Below are 15,653 nucleotides of genomic sequence, written 5' to 3'. Positions count from 1 at the left end.
GCAGCCACGTTAGCTGCCTATGGTTGCCGCGCCATAGCCCCATAGCCCCATTAGCCACAGTCAAGCCACGAGGTCTTTCCATGACGAGGCTCAAGTTCCTAACTTCCTTCTGTCTGGCCGGTTCGGCCTGGTTTCCCCTTGCGGCCGCCGATGCCGCCCCTCCCGGCTTCGACAAGATCGACACCGTCGTCGTCATCTATGCAGAGAACCGCAGCTTCGATAATCTTTATGGCGGCTTCCCCGGCGCCAATGGGCTGGCCAATGTCTCGGCCGACCAGGCGCGCCAGCTCGACCGCGATGGCAAGCCGCTCACCGAACTGCCGCCGGCCTGGGGTGGGCTGACCGGAAAAGGCGTCACGCCCGTGGTGACGGAGGCGCAGACCGCGCATCTCGCCAACGCCGCCTTCGCCATCGACGATCCCAAGGGCTTCAACGAAGGAACCAATGTCATCACCCACGATTTGTGGCACCGTTTCTATCAGGAGCAGATGCAGATCGACGGCGGCAAGAACGACAAATTCGTCGCCTGGGCCGATTCCGGCGGCCTGGTCATGGGCCATTATGACGGCTCGATCCTGCCGATGTGGCGGATAGCCAAGAAGTACGTGCTGGCGGACAATTTCTTCCAGGGCGCCTTCGGCGGTTCCTTCCTCAACCATTTCCAACTCGCCTGCGCCTGTACGCCGGTCTATCCGCATGCCGACACCAGTCCGATCAAGGGCCAGATCGCCGTGGTCGAGGCCGACGGCACGACCTTGAAGGTGGCCGACAATTCGCCGCCGTCGGCGCTGGGCGGCGTGCCGAAATTCGCCAATGACGGCGCCATCACGCCCGATTTTTACGCCGTCAACACCATGCAGCCGCCCTATCAGCCGAGCGCCAACAAGCCGGCGGAGGGCGGCGACAAGGCGCTGGCCGATCCGGCCGCGCCCACCACGCTGCCGCCGCAGCACGACATCACCATCGGCGATCTCCTGTCGCTGAAGGGCATCGATTGGGCCTGGTACGCCGGCGCCTGGCAGGCGACCCTCGACGGTAAGAACGCCACGCCGGTGCCGAACTTCCAGTTCCACCACCAGCCGTTCAACTATTTCGCCGCCTACGCGCCCAGCACCGCCGCGCGCACCGAGCATCTCAGGGATGGCGGCCTGAATGGCGCCGAATTCATCAAGGAGATCGACGACGGCAAGCTGCCGCAGGTCGCCTTCTACAAGCCGCAGGGCAACCTCAACGAGCACTCAGGCTATGCCGACGTGACATCGGGCGACCAGCATCTGGCCGACCTCGTCGCGCATCTGGAGAAGAGCCCGCAATGGAGCCACATGCTGGTCGTCATCACCTATGACGAGAATGGCGGCTTCTGGGATCACGTCGCGCCGCCGAAGGCCGACCGCTGGGGGCCGGGCAACCGCATCCCGGCCTTCGTCATCTCGCCCTACGCCAGGATGGGGACGGTCGACCACACGCAATACGACACGACGTCGATCCTGCGCTTCATCACCGCGCGCTACGATCTGCCGGTGCTGACGGGCATCGTCGCCCGCGACAAGGCGCTGGCCGCCAATGGCGAGCCGCCGATGGGGGATCTGAGCGCGGCGCTGGATCTTAGCCGGTAGACCGGAGCGAACCGCGGATATGCCACCGCGCCGCGAGGCGCGGTGGCTCAGCCGCCATTGACCAGGGCAAGAATGAGTTTTTGCAGATTGCCGCCCTGGCCGAGTTCGACGCGGTCGAAATCGCGGCTTGCCTGCCGCTGCGCCTGCGAAAGGGCGGACAGGCGTTTGGTCATCTCGACCCGGATCTTGCTGCATTTGGGATCGTCGGGAACGGTGAGGCCGACTGTCGCCGCCTCGATCCTGCGCGCCATGTCGACAATGGTCGCGCCATGCACCTTTTCGTGGGCGCTGACGCCGGCGAGGAAAACCTCCCAGTTCTTCTGGATGGCGGACGGCAGCGGCGAGGAGGGGCTGGGCAAGGTGTAGGTGATGATGAGCTTGGGCTTGGCCGATACCAGCACGCAGGCTCCGGCGCGCGGCTGATAATCCCTGGTCCAGGTCAGCTTGAAGTTGGTGTGGGCGATGGCGCGGGCAACACCGACATTAGGCCCGTTCTCGCCGATCGACCGGTAGAGCTCCGGTCCGGATTGGCCTGAAATGGCGTAGGTCTCCACCTTCTCGACCGGCTTCCATTCGGCATGCGCGGCGAGCGGCAAGGCCACCAGGGCGGCTGTCAGAAAACACAGGCGACCAAAGGCCCTCAACACCGGTCTCTCCAAGGCGCGCGGCACGTGCAATGCCATTCAACGGCTTTTCCTATATGCTGCCGGCGGGTGCTGCAAATGGTCGGAGGGGGAAAGTCATGAGAAGATGTCTCGTTGCCGGTGCCTTGGCGGCATTGCTCGGTGCGCAACCGGCTTTTGCCGCGTCCTGCGGCTGGAGCGCCAAGATGGAAGAAGACGAGGGCGGCAGCGTGCTGACGGCTTCCGTCTGCGGCGGGCCGAAAGGCGATGCGCATCTGACGCTGACCTGTTTCGACAATCCGGTGCTGAGCTACGACCTCGGCAATGCGGGCCAGCAGCTGGAACCGGGCATCAGCGGCGCGTTCGACTTCAAGGCCGACGGCAAGACGGTGACCAAGACGCTGCAGCTGGAGGCCATGTACAATTATTTCGTGGTCGACCTGGCGAAAGCCGATCCGTTGCTGGACCTGCTGCGCGGCAAAGGCGACGTGTCGGTCAGCGGGGCTAAATATGGCGCGAACAGTTTTCCGCTGAAGGGCTCGAGCGCGGCCATCGGCAAAGTGCTGGCGCAGTGCGGCAAGGCCAAGCCGGCAGGGGACGGGGATTGAACCTCGAAAGGTTGCGCCGCCCACTGATCCGTTCCATTAGCGGCTTGCCGCCGGCGGCGGCCAGCCGTATTTCACGCCTCATGCCCGACATCCAATTCCGCAAGGCGCAAGCCTCTGATCTGCCAGCCATCGTCGCCATGCTCGCGGACGATCCGCTGGGTGCGGCCCGCGAAGATGCCTCGCTGCCGTTGGCGCGGGGCTATTTCGATGCCTTCGACGCCATCGATGCCGATCCCAATCAGCTGCTTGCCGTGGCCGTGGATGGCGCGGAGGTAATCGGCACCTTGCAGATCAGCTTCCTTGCCGGCATTTCGCGCAAGGGCGGCTGGCGTGGACAGATCGAGGCGGTTCGCGTCGTCAGCGGCAGGCGCTCCGACGGCGTCGGCAAGAAGATGTTCGAATGGGCGATCGAAGAGTGCCGGGCGCGGGGCTGCGGCCTTGTGCAGCTCACCACCGACAAGGGGCGAGCAGATGCGCACCGCTTCTATGAAGGGCTCGGCTTCAGTGCCAGCCATATCGGTTACAAGAAGGGCCTTTAGCGGAAACCGCGCCGTTGCCCGTCCGGCCTGTCGGTGACTGGAGTATAGCGGAAGCCCTTCAGGCCCTATTCAAATCGCCTGGCAAAGCGGATATAGGTCAGTTAGGTTGACCTATTGTAAAAACGTCCGGGGAGGCGTGCCGTGACCCTTTTGAACCTCCTGGCCTCGCGCTCATCGCGCATGAAGGCCTCCGAAATCCGCGAGCTGTTGAAGCTGCTCGACCAGCCCGACATCATCTCCTTCGCCGGCGGCATTCCCGATCCGTCGCTGTTTCCGGCAGACGCCATCCGCGATGCCTATGCCGACGTGCTCGGCGGGCCGGAAGCCGCGGCAGCACTGCAATACCAGGTTTCGGAAGGCTATCTGCCGCTGCGGCGCTGGCTCGCCGGGCAAATGGGCAAGCTCGGCGTGGCCTGCGACGAGGCCAACATCTTCATCACCTCCGGCTCGCAGCAGGCGCTGGATTACCTCGGCAAGCTGTTCCTCTCGCCAAGCGATACCGCGCTAGTGACGTGGCCGACCTATCTCGGCGCACTGCAGGCCTTCAACGCCTACGAGCCCCGATATGACCGGCTGCGGCCCGAGGGCGGCAACATGACGCCCGATGCCTACCACACTGCTGCCGCCGCTAATGGCGGCAAGGTGAAATTCGCCTATCTGGTGCCCGATTTCGCCAATCCGACCGGCAACACGCTAGACCGAAAGCAGCGCGAGGCCGTGCTCGACCTTGCCAGCGAGCTCGACATCGCCGTCATCGAGGATGCCGCCTACCGGGCGCTGCGCTATGACGGCGAGGGTGTGCCGCCGATCCTGGCGCTCGACTGCATCAGGTCCGGCGGCATCGACAAGGCGCGCACGCTCTATTGCGGCTCGTTCTCGAAAATCCTGTCGCCGGGCATGCGTGTCGGCTGGGTCTGCGCGCCGCGTCACGTGGTGGACAAACTGGTGCTGATGAAGCAGGCGTCCGACCTGCACAGCCCGTCGGTCAACCAGATGGTGATGCACCGCGTCGCCGAAGCCGTGTTCGACGACCAGGTGGAAAAACTCATCGACGCCTATCGCGAGCGCCGCGACGGCCTGCTCGGCGCGCTTGAAGCCAACATGCCGGAGGGGGTGACTTGGAGCCGTCCGGAAGGCGGCATGTTCGTCTGGGTGACGCTGCCGGAAGGCACCGACGCCACGGAACTCCTGGCACGGTCGGTGAAGGAGGCGCGGGTCGCCTTCGTGCCCGGCAACGCCTTTTACGCCGACGGCACCGGGCGCAACACGCTGCGGCTATCGTTCACGCTGGCCACCCGCCGCGCGGTGAGCGAGGGCATTCCGCGGCTGGCGGCGCTGCTCAAGGGTTAGGGCATTCCAGGGAAAGCTTGAAATGGTTTCCCGGGAAAGCGCGCAGCGCTTTCCCCAGATATTGAGTAATAGCAAGAGCGGGCATCGCCTAAGCCGGCACGCTCACCAGCTGCTTGAGCTTCGCAAGTCTGGCACGGGCGAGCTTGCGGACCGGCTTTTGGAAACCCTCTTCGCCGGCTTCGACGACGAAGACCAATGTCTTGAAGTCAAGCATGAACTCGTCGATGGCCCGCGTCGTCTGTTCGGGCCTGTCGCTGAACCGGCGCAGCAATGCGTTCGCTTCCTCGATGGCTTCGGCATTGGCGCCGTCGACCAGCGCTTCAAGCTTCTGAAAACAATCCAACCGAAATTCTCCCGCCGCGCCTGCAAACTTGCCATCGGCCCAAAAGTTCCATCGGGCCCGAAAAATTGTCGCTGGTTGTCAGCAGAGGCTCACGCCCCGCGTTGACGCCCTGCCGACCTCGCCTAAATTCGAGGTCTTGCGAGGAGGAGCTTTCATGGAAACCCGGGAATTGCATCGCGGCCGGCTCATCGACCACCTCCAACTCGTCGTGCGGGATCTCCCCGCCAGCCGGCGATTCTACGAGGCGGTTTTCCAAGTCCTTGGTGTCCCGATCGGCGGCACCGGCGAGGATTATTTCTGGGCCGACGAATTGTTCATTTCCAGCGCCGACAGCCGAGCCGCGCTGGGAAAGCTGACCGGCCGCCATCATCTGGCCTTCCAGGCCAGGGATCACGCCATGGTCGATGCCTTCTACAAGGCCGGGCTCGAAGCCGGCGGCACGGACAATGGCGCGCCTGGCGAGCGGTCCTATCATCCCGGCTACTATGCCGCCTTCCTGCTCGACCCGGATGGCAACAACATCGAGGCCGTCCATCACGGCCCGGCCAACCGCAGCGCCGCGTCGGTGAAGATCACGTTCTAGGAGCAATCGATCGACCGCGTCGAGGCGAGGTGATTCCGGTGCCGCATTCCGGGCTATTCTGGAGACTCGGACGCCAGACCCGCGAATCCGATCGGATTCTTGACCTGGGCGGCACTGCAATTGTCCTGCGAGGCATGGATGGCGCCGTCTCTGGACAAGAGGCAAATTGGTCCCATACGGTGCGGCTTCAGGGAAGACGCGTGCGCGGGAAAGGCCGGTTGCTCGTTGAAAAAGAACGTCGCATCTGGCTGGTTTTTGGCTGGACGAAGGTCGAGTAGACGCCGCGCGCCTCGACAGGTCCGAGCGGCTTTCCTTCAATCTCGTAACTTGTATACGAGATTGACTCCCGAGGAGTCCGCATGAGTCCATTGCCTGAAACCGTGCCGTTTTTCAGTCAATGGGAGACGCCTGACATGACGCTGGCGGTGCTCGCCGACGGCGCCGAAGCCGCGTTGCGGCGGGATCCGCTGTGGCAGGGATCAGGCGCTGCCACGCTCGACGAATACGCGATCTGGGCCGCCAATGTCTGCGGCATGGCGTGTCTCAAGATGATCCTGGCGGCGCGCGGCGAGATCGTGCCGACGATTGAACTGGCCAGGCGATGCACTCCATATGGCGGCTATGTCGTCGATGAAGGCTCGATCAAGGGGTTGATCTATGCGCCCTTCGTCACCTTCGTGAAGGCGGAATTTGGCCTCGATGCCGAGGTAATGACCAATGTCGCGACGGCTGACATTCCGTCGATCCTCGGCCGGTCGCGGTTCTTCATCGCTTCGGTCAGCAGTTCGATCCGCTGGCCCGAGCGCAAGCCGCCTTCGAAGGGCGGACATTTGGTTCTGGTCACCGCCGCCTCGGATGAAGGGTTCCGCTTTCACAACCCATCCGGCCATACCAGTGCCACACAGGCCAACGCGGTGTTGGCGCCAGCCGCTTTCGATCGCTTCTTTGCCAATCGCGGCATTGCCGTCGCTATTTGATTTCGACAGTCGAGGGATTTCGATGACCGGAAAGATCAGGGTTGCGCTCCTCTATGGCGGGCGCTCGGCCGAGCATGACGTGTCGCGGCTTTCGGCCGCCAACGTGCTGAAGGCCATCGACCGGACGCGCTACGAGGTGGTGCCGATCGCCATTTCCAGGGAGGGCAGATGGCTGCTGCAGCCGACGTCCGAGGCGGTGGGAGAGGGGGCGGGAGCTCCGGTGTCGGAGGATGGTGTGGAGGTGGCCTTGGTGCCCGGAGGCAAGGGCCGGCTGGTCTCAACGTCGCATAAGGGAACGCGGGCTGACCTAGCGCCGGTCGATGTCGTCTTCCCCGTGCTGCACGGTCCTTTCGGGGAGGACGGCTCGGTGCAGGGCTATGCGGAGGTTGCCGACGTCGCCTATGTCGGCTGCGGCATCCTGGCCTCGGCCGCCGCCATGGACAAGGATGTCGCCAAGCGGCTCATGCACGGGGCCGGGCTTGCCGTCGCCCGCTCGGTCACCGTCCACCGTAACGACGTCGGTTCCTTTCAGGAGATCGCCGGGGCGCTGGGGCTGCCATTCTTCGCCAAGCCGGCGCGCCAGGGTTCGTCGTTCGGAGTGAGCAAGGTGAACGACAGGGATGGTTTCGATCAGGCCGTCGAGACGGCTTTCCGCTATGACGGCAAGGCGTTGATCGAGGAGTTCGTCGAAGGCCGCGAGATCGAGTGCTCGGTGCTGCAACGGGCCGACGGCTCGCTCACGGTGACGCTGCCCGGCGAGATCATCCCGGCCGGCAAGCACGGCTTCTACACCTATGAGGCCAAATATCTCGACGCCGACGGCGCGGTGGTCAAAGTGCCCGCCGATGTGCCGGCAGTGGTGATCAACCGGGCGAGGGAAATGGCTGGGCAAGCCTGCAAGGCGCTCGGCTGCGAGGCGCTGGCGCGCGTAGACTTCTTCCTGCGCGCCGACGGCTCCCTCGTTGTCAACGAGGTCAACACGCTGCCCGGTTTCACCGACATCTCGATGTACGCCAAGGCGCTGGCCGCGATCGGCATCGGCTATAGCGAGGTCATCGATATCTTGATCGAGCATGCGCTGGCGCGGCACGGCGCGCGCTGATCCGAGTCAGCGGTCGCCGCACCGGATAACCCGTCCTTTGGACAGCGTATCCTTCACCTCTGGCTAATGTTGCTCCCCGGCTCTATATGCCCGATCCTGGGACTGGCAGGGGGAGGCATGGAATGGCGGCCAATCGTCGAAATGGGATGGCGTCGCCGGCGCGTGGCTTGGAGGATATTCTTTCGCCCGCCGCCCCGCACCCACGAACATCGTTGCCCAATATAGCCACCATCGTCACCACGGTGGCGGCGCTGTATTTCGGCCGTGAGGTCTTCCTGCCGATAGCGATCGCGCTGTTGCTGACTTTCGCGCTCGCCCCCCTTGTGTCCGCGCTCAAACGGGCCGGTATTCCCCGGATTGCCGCCGTCATCGTTAGCGTATTGGGGGCCTTCGCCGCCCTTGCCCTGTTCAGCTTCATTGTCGCCACGCAGGTCAGCGAACTGGCGCAAAACATCCCGGTCTACCAGACCAACATCCTGACCAAGGTCCGCTCGCTCAAGGAGACTGGCGTTGGGGGAGGGATCATTGCCAGGTTGAGCAAGGTGATCGAACGTGTCGGCCAGGAGATCGACAGGCAAGAGACGCCGCCGCCGGCCGCCACCCCGGAAAAGCCGCCGCGTGACCCGGTGCCGGTCGAGATCGTCTCGCGCGAAAGGCCCTTGGAGGTTCTGCAGAACATAGTCGGGCCGCTGATCAGCCCGCTCGGATCGGCCGGGTTGATCATCGTCGTCGTCATCTTCATGCTGCTGGAGCGGGAGGATTTGCGCGATCGCTTCATCCGCCTTGTCGGGTATGGCGACCTTCACCGTACCACCGAGGCGCTTCAGGATGCCGGCAAGCGTGTCGGCCGGTACCTGCTGATGCAATTGGTCGTCAACATCGTGTACGCCGTACCAATTGCGGTCGGCCTGTGGATCCTGGGCATCCCGAATGCCTTGCTGTGGGGGCTGCTGGCACTCGGCCTGCGCTTCGTTCCCTATATCGGCCCTGCGATCGGCATGCTGCTGCCGCTGTTCCTGGCGCTGGCCGTGGCGCCGGGCTGGTCGCTCGTGCTGTGGACAGCCGCCCTGTTCGTGGGGATGGAACTGATCACCGGCAATGTCGTGGAACCTTGGCTTTATGGCTCCCGAACCGGGCTGTCATCCCTGGCGATCATCGTTGCGGCCATCTTCTGGACGTGGCTCTGGGGCCCGCTCGGGCTGGTTTTGTCAACACCGCTCACCGTTTGCCTGGTGGTGCTGGGCAGGCATGTGCCACAATTTGAGTTCCTCGATGTCCTGTTTGGCAACGAGCCCGTGCTGGAACCCCATGCGCGCCTCTACCAGCGTCTGCTGGCCGGTGACCCTGACGAAGCCACGGACCACGCCGAGGAGATGCTGGATGAGAAATATCTGGTCGAGTTCTACGACAAGGTCGCCATTCCCGCCCTCCTGCTGGGCGAGCAGGACCGTGCGCGCGGTGTCATGGGCGACCAGCAAAGGCGTCAGGTGGCCGAGAGCGCCCTGGTGATGGTGGCAAACCTCGACGACAGCGCGCATGAGGAAGCGGAGGAAGAGGATGTCCCGCCGGCGGCCGAAGAGGAGACGGATGACAAGGATCCTTCCGGCGAAGACGAGACCGAACTGCCCGACGGCACGGATTTGTCGGTGCTTTGCACAGGCGGGCGCGGTGAACTGGACGATGCCGCCGCCGCGATGCTGGCACAGGTGCTGGAAGTCCAAGGCACGACGGTCTCGAAGGCCGGCTTTGCCGATATGGAACCCGCGAACATCCGCCGTCTCGAACTCGAAACCATCGATACCGTGGTGGTCGGCTTCCTGAACCGGGATTCCATCAAGCACGCCCGGTTTCTGGTTCGCCGGCTGAAGCGGGCGAAAGCGGCTTTGCGGGTGGGAATCGTGTTCTGGTCGCAGGCCGCCAATGAGGACAAGGAAGCGGCCGCGAAGCTCGCCCGTGACATCAACGCGGATTTTGTGGCGCATGGCATGGTGGACGCGGTGGTGGGCGCGCTGTCGAACGAGCCGCCAATCGCCCTCAAGCTCGTCGCCAAACGCCGGATGCGGCGACAGCGGGCCACCTCCCGAAAGGCCCCGGCGGCCGCGACCTAGGTCCCGGTTGATCCGGTCAATTTCGGGCGTTCACATATTGGAAGCGACATCGCGGGAGGAGGGCGGCCTTGGCTTGTGCGCCGGCCGGATCCTCGCGGCCTGGTGGGCAACGCGGGGCACGGGTTTGACTGGATTTCCAGCGAATGGCTTTTGCGCCTTGCGGCGCTGGAGCCAGCTGGACGACAGTTCGGCAAGCAGACTGCGCAGGGCCTTCACGACATCCTCCTCTGCTGGACGATGCGGTAATCTCCGTAGGCCGGACTGGTTCCATGGCGCATGGAGCCGTCGCACCCTGGCGCTTTGGCTATTGCATCGAGCCTGATCGATGCAGACCGAGAGGGATCATCGAGCTCTCATCACGGTTCTCGACGAGTCCGGTTCCAGGCGGGGCCAATCCGTTGCCCAAGGCGTCGAATTCGATCGCAGCGCCAACCAGTTGGGCAGCCTGCAGGACCAGATGTTCAATGTCCTCGAGGGCGACGTTCTCGGCCAGGTTCCTGACCCTGATCCTTTCCGCCACCAACGACACGTTGATGATGCCCGCGGTCTTCAACGCTGCGCGGACGCTCGCATAGACATCTTCACGCAGCCGTGTGGAATAGTCGTATCGCATCGAAACCTCCCGAAGCGAGTTGGTTTCCTCAAGTTGGCACGATGCGCCTCATGTCGGCTCATGGCAAGTGAAAAACGAAAAAAATACAAATTAAATCAGTCGGTTAGCATAATGACACGAACGCGCAACCTTCGTTCGATGATCATCATTGGTACGGCGCTGCATTCACCCACTGACCGCGCTTGACGCAGGATGCGGAAATTCCTAACTGTAAGTAGAATGAGGCGGTTACTAACTCGCCTGATCTTTGGCGCTAGGAGGCGCGCATGGCTGACCTGGAACGCCCGGAACGACTCCAGATCATGTTGACCCAGGATGAGCTGGCCGCGCTGGAAAACTGGCGTTTCGACAAACGCATGCCCAGCCGCTCGGCGGCGGTACGCGAATTGCTGCGCCGTGGCCTTGCCTCCGATGGCTTCCTGACGGCCGAGGTCGGCGCCAAGTCGCAGGAGTTCGGCGTGATCCTGCCCCATGGCGACGGCAAGACCCCGCCGGAACAGGCGGAGTGAAAATTTCGCGGTAAGTCTTCCATTCTCGCGCCGGCGATTGCCTTGATCCGTTTGCGCCTTATTTGATCGGGAAAGATGCAATTGCGGGTGGCGATGAACGATATCGACGGCAGCGACAGACAGGGGGCGACCGCCGACGCCCGGCTCGCGGCAATTGTCGATTCCTCCTTCGATGCCATCATCAGCAAGGACCTGAACAGCGTCATCCAAAGCTGGAACCATGCGGCGGAACGGATGTTCGGCTATACCGCCCAGGAGGCGGTCGGCCAATCCGTCCTCATGCTCATTCCCGATCACCTCAAGAACGAGGAGACCGAGATCATCAGCAAGATTCGCAGCGGCGACCGCGTCGCGAGCTATGAGACAACGCGCAAGCGCAAGGACGGAGCGCTGATTTCGGTCTCACTGACGATTTCGCCGATCAAGAACGGCAATGGCGACATCATCGGCGCCTCGAAAATCGCCCGCGATATTTCCGCCGCCAAGGAGAGCGAGCGCCGGATCAGGCTGCTGATGCGGGAGGTCAACCATCGGGTCAAGAACCAGTTCGCGGTCATCCTGTCGATGGTCAGGGAGACCAGCAAGCGCTCGAACGGTCCAGGCGAGTTCGAGGAATTGATCCGCGCCCGCATCATGGCACTGTCGCGGTCGCACGATCTGCTCGTCACATCGGAGTGGGCGGGGGCGAGCCTGTTCGACCTTATCCAGGAACATCTCAAGCCCTTCGGCCTCGAGGAGCAGATACTGCTCTCCGGCCCGGTCCTGACGCTGCAGTCGAACGCGGTGCAGAACCTCGGTATGGCCTTTCACGAACTGGGCACCAACTCCTCCAAGTATGGCGCGCTGGGCAGCGAAGGCGGCAGGGTCGAGATTACCTGGACCATCGGCTCCGGAGCCCATGCTCCCGGCTCCGCGGGCGAACGGGAATTCCAGCTGACCTGGGAGGAAAACTGCGAACCGCGTCCCGGCGACCGGCGCGATCAGACCACGCGCAAGGGGTTCGGCACTGTCGTGCTGCAGCGTGTGGCGCCGCAGTCGCTGGATGGCTCCGCCATTCTGGAACGGTCGCCCGGCCATCTCAAATGGCACTTGAGCGCGCCCCTGGCATCAATCATCGTGGCGCAGGCCGGCAGCGAGGCCGATAGCGTTTCGCCGGGTTTCGGCATCTAGGGCGATCGGCCGGTCCGGACGCTGTCCCCCGTTCCCTGTCGGGCTGCGATATGCGCCTCGCGCGTGGCTTCCAAATAGGCCTCCCTGGCGGTTTCGGGGGGCAAGTCGCCGCTCGTTGCCCTGCGGCAGGCGCGCAGTGCGGACCGCTGTTTCCGGCTCTCGGCATCGCGCCAATGTGTCGCCAGGAGTCCGATCGCCTGTTGTGTGTTGGAGAGGTTGCGGATGGCTCCGGCAACGCCTACCGAAACGACGACAGGCCTGGAGAACCATGCAGTTTGCATTGGCCTAGACGATGTTTTAGCCCGTGGAACGCGTTGAGCGGCATGAGGTTTCATCGCCGCCGATCACTGTAGCATGGGGCTTTCCGGGCATCTCCGCGCGAACCAATCCCTAGAGGATGTTGGTCGTGACTTCGACGATGATCGCGGCGCCTTCCAGTCCACCGTTGGGAACGTGCACGACGCGCGAGACCCGCAGATCCTGTGGGTTTCCGTCGACCGACAGGGACACGCTCTCGCCAATGCGCGGCACCGCCTGGAAAGTAACATTGGTGGCGTCAGGCCTGTTGTCGATGGATATGCGGCAATTGACGGTCATGGACTCTCTCCAGTGTCTGGCGGTGCCCCGGTCGTCAACGCGGGGTCCATGAAATGGTTTCAGGAGGTTCGGTTCAACATCTACCGATGTCCCGGGCGAAGTCTTCAAGCGCCCGGTAGCCCCGGTGTGCAGCCTCTGATTCAGTCGTCGGCTCTCGGAACGAAATAGTTGGTGGTGACCGCATTGCCGCCGATTCCACGCGTGACTTGAACGGAGGCATAGCCTTCCGGGGCAATCGAGCCGGTCGCCATGCGGTCAATCTGCTTGCACCGGCCGACCATTTCGCCGCTCGGCCACGGTGCCAATCTGATTTCAAGCGCCGCTTGGCACTCCGCCATCGATGAATAGACGACCGGGCGCGACTCCATGGGCCGACAGAGCGATGCGTTGCACGACAGCATGATCATCACCGCCGCGGTTGCCGGATCCATGAAACTCTCCTGTTGGACGTCATTGAACGTCCGACAGGCCGCAAGGTTTCATGCTGACGCAGGAAGCGACCCCAATCAGATGGTCTGATTGTCGAGAAGCTCAGGACCTGCGGGAACAGGCCAGGGACGAGATCTGACAGCGCTCACGCCTGACAGAAGGCCCGGCGGCTTCGGTCTCGGCGCTTCTGGGCAGCCAAAATTTCGGGAACATCAAAGGCCAAACGAGGACATGGTCCAAGGGTTTTGGTACCCAAGGCGCGGCTTGGCATTCGCTGCGTCGGTCGGGGTCGATGTAGCTGTTCCGGTTGCTGTGCAGTCCAATTTTGCTGCCACCGCCGCCTTGATCGACAGACCAGCACACGCGTTCGCGGTGGTGACGGTCGCCTTCTTTTGGTGCGCCGCAGCGACATTTGAACCGGCGAGGACAAGCGCCAGGCAAATGAATGTCAACTTCATTAAATTCCCCTATTTTAGCTTAACCTGAATTAAAGTTAACGTAACGTCACCTGGCCGTCAATCGCGACCGAGGTTCAAGGCGGAAGCCACCTTCCTCCTGCCCGGCAGGATCATCGGGCGGTTCTCTACCTGTCCCGGATCACGGCATGATTGATCGGAGAGGATCGGGCGCTACCCGAGCTGGTTCCGTTTACATCGTTGGCTTTGCAATTGCCTGGTTCCCGCTCATGGGCTCGAACCACGATTCACGCCTTCAAAGGGCGCTGTCCTACCATTAGACGAAGCGGGAAAGCCGGTCCGTTATGGCGCGCAGTCAGCTTGCGGTCAATTCGGGAAATTGTTGACCGGCTCTTCGCAGCGATAGACCGGACAGTCCCCGTCGCGGGACGGGACATAGGCTGACATCGGCACTTCAGGCCAGTCGCACTCGTTGCCGAACTGCCTGACATAGCGATCGTAGGTGTTGGGGCCGGTGGTCAGCACCACGGCGCGGTGGTTCTGGATCATGGCCCGGATCTGAGCGCATACCATGGAGCGGCTGTCGGGCCGGGCGTCGGCCAGACCGGTCGCTGCGAGCACGACGCCCATAGCCGTCAACAGGGTCGGAACGCGAGCGGACATGATGGTTTCTCTTCGGTTTGACAGAATTGCGAACGCGGCTGGTCCGGATTCGCCGGGAATGGGCCGCATGCATTGTCGCACATAACCGCCTATCGTGTCCGTTGGTTCCGCGACGGGCTTTGCCGGGCGCGCGGTGGCGCGCCGCGCAACTAAATCGTGCGTCGCGCATTGCTGGGCATGGACGGCAGGAAACCTTACGAAATACCGCAATGGCGGCCCGGAAACGAGGGCCGTGAGGCGATGTGCTGTTCCTTCTGCGGCGGCCGCGACCATCGGTTCGAGGAATGTCCGCGAATGCCCGATCCTTTCCGGCCCGGCGAGCCCGAGGGCGAGGATATAGCGAAGGAACCAGCCGGTTGATCCGAGGTGCCCGGTGGAGGTGGCTAACCGGTACCCGACTTGAGCCCGCCGAAGAAATCGATCAGCGCACCTGCCGTTTGCGCGGGCGCCTCCTCCGGGAAGAAATGTCCGCCCGACATCGCTCGGCCTCGCACGTCGTCAGCCCAGTTCCGCCAGAGCGCCAACGGCCCACCTTCGCCGGCATACCATTCGGCGAGCGCGCCTTGCCCGCTCCACAAGGCCAGCACCGGGCAGGCGATGCGCCGGCCGGCGGCTTTGTCCGCCCGGTCGTGGTCTCGGTCGAGCGTTGCCGCGGCCCGGTATTCCTCGCAGATCGCGTGGATGTGGGCGGGGTCGCGCAAAGCTTCGACATAGGCCTCGCGGATGCCGGCTGGAAAGACATCGGGCGACGATCCCCAGCCACCCAACGCATTGTCGACGATGGCGTCGGCGGCGCCCGCCAGGATGTTTTCCGGCAAGGGTTCGGGCTGTGCCAGCAAGGACCACGGCCAGAAGCCGAGGGCCAGCCGGGCGTCGGCCCGGTCCCAGGCGTCGGCCGTGGGGACGATGTCGAGCACGGCGAGTTTTTCAATACGGTCGGGATGGTCGAGCGCCATGCGGTAGGCTACACGCCCGCCGCGATCATGGCCGGCGACCATGAAGCTGGTAAAACCGAGCTTGGCCATCATCGCCACCATCTCCGATGCCATGGCCCGCTTGGCATAGGGAGCATGATCGGCGCTCGAGGCCGGGCAAGCGCTGCGCCCATAGCCACGCAGGTCGGCGCAGATGACGGTGAAACGGTCGGCAAGCAGGGGCGCAATATCGCGCCACATCAGATGGGTTTGCGGAAAGCCGTGCAGCAAAAGCACCGCCGGTCCGGCTCCGGCGCGGCGCACGAAGATGCCGGCGCCCTCGATATCGACGTCGATAGATTGGAAATGCTCCAACATGGCTGGCCTCCGGCACAGGCAACGGCTGGAGAACGGGATTGGTTGCGGGGCCTTCGCAAGCGCCGGCCTTTGCGCCGACCACGGCGATCCCGGGGGAACCACGGTCCGCCGCCCA

The 15,653-nt window shown here is 63.5% G+C and carries 19 protein-coding genes and 1 tRNA gene; 10 read left to right on the top strand and 10 right to left on the bottom strand.

The window, feature by feature from the left end; all coding sequences use genetic code 11:
* The first annotated feature begins 80 nt into the window (after positions 1 to 80).
* On the top strand, positions 81 to 1,616 hold the full coding sequence (locus tag ACVWWD_RS26005; RefSeq protein WP_352547471.1) for an acid phosphatase: 1,536 nt from the start codon (positions 81 to 83) through the stop codon (positions 1,614 to 1,616).
* Positions 1,617 to 1,663: 47 nt separating this feature from the next.
* Here the strand turns inward: ACVWWD_RS26005 and ACVWWD_RS26000 are convergent, their stop codons facing one another.
* A complete protein-coding gene (locus ACVWWD_RS26000; protein ID WP_352547469.1) occupies positions 1,664 to 2,299 on the bottom strand; it encodes a DUF922 domain-containing Zn-dependent protease in 636 nt (211 codons plus the stop codon).
* 59 nt (positions 2,300 to 2,358) lie between these two features.
* Between ACVWWD_RS26000 and ACVWWD_RS25995 the strand changes: the two genes are divergently transcribed.
* The 3 genes from ACVWWD_RS25995 (at position 2,359) to ACVWWD_RS25985 (ending at position 4,736) form a co-directional block, all read left to right on the top strand.
* A complete protein-coding gene (locus tag ACVWWD_RS25995; protein ID WP_031252335.1) occupies positions 2,359 to 2,847 on the top strand; it encodes a hypothetical protein in 489 nt (162 codons plus the stop codon).
* Between the two features lie 80 nt (positions 2,848 to 2,927).
* On the top strand, positions 2,928 to 3,386 hold the full coding sequence (locus tag ACVWWD_RS25990; protein WP_352547575.1) for a GNAT family N-acetyltransferase: 459 nt from the start codon (positions 2,928 to 2,930) through the stop codon (positions 3,384 to 3,386).
* A gap of 180 nt (positions 3,387 to 3,566) precedes the next feature.
* On the top strand, positions 3,567 to 4,736 hold the full coding sequence (locus ACVWWD_RS25985) for an aminotransferase-like domain-containing protein (RefSeq protein ID WP_352547573.1): 1,170 nt from the start codon (positions 3,567 to 3,569) through the stop codon (positions 4,734 to 4,736).
* An 88-nt stretch (positions 4,737 to 4,824) separates the two neighbouring features.
* Here ACVWWD_RS25985 and ACVWWD_RS25980 read toward each other — a convergent pair whose 3' ends face one another.
* Positions 4,825 to 5,079, bottom strand: a complete 255-nt coding sequence (locus tag ACVWWD_RS25980) for a hypothetical protein (protein ID WP_352547467.1) — start codon at positions 5,077 to 5,079, stop codon at positions 4,825 to 4,827.
* 154 nt (positions 5,080 to 5,233) lie between these two features.
* Between ACVWWD_RS25980 and ACVWWD_RS25975 the strand changes: the two genes are divergently transcribed.
* The 4 genes from ACVWWD_RS25975 to ACVWWD_RS25960 all read left to right on the top strand — a co-directional run bounded on the left by ACVWWD_RS25975 (position 5,234) and on the right by ACVWWD_RS25960 (position 9,849).
* A complete protein-coding gene (locus tag ACVWWD_RS25975; protein ID WP_023774055.1) occupies positions 5,234 to 5,662 on the top strand; it encodes a VOC family protein in 429 nt (142 codons plus the stop codon).
* A 359-nt stretch (positions 5,663 to 6,021) separates the two neighbouring features.
* The gene (locus ACVWWD_RS25970; protein WP_352547463.1) at positions 6,022 to 6,639 is read left to right on the top strand and encodes a C39 family peptidase; all 618 of its coding nucleotides are present in this window, start codon (positions 6,022 to 6,024) and stop codon (positions 6,637 to 6,639) included.
* 22 nt (positions 6,640 to 6,661) lie between these two features.
* Positions 6,662 to 7,741, top strand: a complete 1,080-nt coding sequence (locus ACVWWD_RS25965) for a D-alanine--D-alanine ligase family protein (RefSeq protein ID WP_457103494.1) — start codon at positions 6,662 to 6,664, stop codon at positions 7,739 to 7,741.
* Positions 7,742 to 7,863: 122 nt separating this feature from the next.
* Positions 7,864 to 9,849, top strand: coding sequence for an AI-2E family transporter (locus ACVWWD_RS25960; protein WP_352547459.1), 1,986 nt, complete (start codon positions 7,864 to 7,866; stop codon positions 9,847 to 9,849).
* 304 nt (positions 9,850 to 10,153) lie between these two features.
* On the opposite strand, the gene ACVWWD_RS25955 is transcribed toward ACVWWD_RS25960, so the two are convergent.
* Complete coding sequence (locus ACVWWD_RS25955) at positions 10,154 to 10,462, bottom strand: hypothetical protein (protein WP_023782823.1); 309 nt, start codon at positions 10,460 to 10,462, stop codon at positions 10,154 to 10,156.
* A gap of 266 nt (positions 10,463 to 10,728) precedes the next feature.
* Between ACVWWD_RS25955 and ACVWWD_RS25950 the strand changes: the two genes are divergently transcribed.
* Both ACVWWD_RS25950 and ACVWWD_RS25945 read left to right on the top strand, forming a co-directional pair.
* Positions 10,729 to 10,971, top strand: a complete 243-nt coding sequence (locus ACVWWD_RS25950; RefSeq protein ID WP_023774061.1) for a hypothetical protein — start codon at positions 10,729 to 10,731, stop codon at positions 10,969 to 10,971.
* Between the two features lie 93 nt (positions 10,972 to 11,064).
* Positions 11,065 to 12,141, top strand: coding sequence for a sensor histidine kinase (locus ACVWWD_RS25945; protein ID WP_023782822.1), 1,077 nt, complete (start codon positions 11,065 to 11,067; stop codon positions 12,139 to 12,141).
* On the opposite strand, the gene ACVWWD_RS25940 is transcribed toward ACVWWD_RS25945, so the two are convergent.
* The 7 genes from ACVWWD_RS25940 to ACVWWD_RS25910 form a co-directional block, all read right to left on the bottom strand.
* Entirely contained in the window at positions 12,138 to 12,422 is a 285-nt protein-coding gene (locus tag ACVWWD_RS25940; RefSeq protein WP_352547456.1) for a DUF982 domain-containing protein, read from the bottom strand. The genes ACVWWD_RS25945 and ACVWWD_RS25940 overlap by 4 nt on opposite strands.
* A 109-nt stretch (positions 12,423 to 12,531) precedes the next feature.
* Positions 12,532 to 12,738: a hypothetical protein gene (locus tag ACVWWD_RS25935; protein WP_023774064.1), complete on the bottom strand. Its 207-nt coding sequence runs from the start codon at positions 12,736 to 12,738 to the stop codon at positions 12,532 to 12,534.
* Positions 12,739 to 12,878: 140 nt separating this feature from the next.
* Positions 12,879 to 13,169 (bottom strand): hypothetical protein, encoded by a 291-nt coding sequence (locus ACVWWD_RS25930; protein ID WP_023782821.1) that lies wholly within the window; start codon positions 13,167 to 13,169, stop codon positions 12,879 to 12,881.
* 210 nt (positions 13,170 to 13,379) lie between these two features.
* Positions 13,380 to 13,625 carry a hypothetical protein gene (locus ACVWWD_RS25925; RefSeq protein WP_156939423.1) on the bottom strand — a complete coding sequence of 82 codons (246 nt, stop codon included), beginning with the start codon at positions 13,623 to 13,625 and terminating at the stop codon, positions 13,380 to 13,382.
* Positions 13,626 to 13,840: 215 nt separating this feature from the next.
* Positions 13,841 to 13,914, bottom strand: a tRNA-Gln gene (locus tag ACVWWD_RS25920).
* Positions 13,915 to 13,949: 35 nt separating this feature from the next.
* Positions 13,950 to 14,246, bottom strand: a complete 297-nt coding sequence (locus ACVWWD_RS25915; protein WP_023774067.1) for a hypothetical protein — start codon at positions 14,244 to 14,246, stop codon at positions 13,950 to 13,952.
* Between the two features lie 383 nt (positions 14,247 to 14,629).
* Complete coding sequence (locus tag ACVWWD_RS25910; RefSeq protein ID WP_352547451.1) at positions 14,630 to 15,538, bottom strand: alpha/beta fold hydrolase; 909 nt, start codon at positions 15,536 to 15,538, stop codon at positions 14,630 to 14,632.
* Positions 15,539 to 15,653 lie beyond the last annotated feature (115 nt).

The sequence above is a fragment of the Mesorhizobium sp. URHB0026 genome, from assembly GCF_054059755.1.
This window is presented reverse-complemented; position numbering and strand designations above follow the sequence as displayed.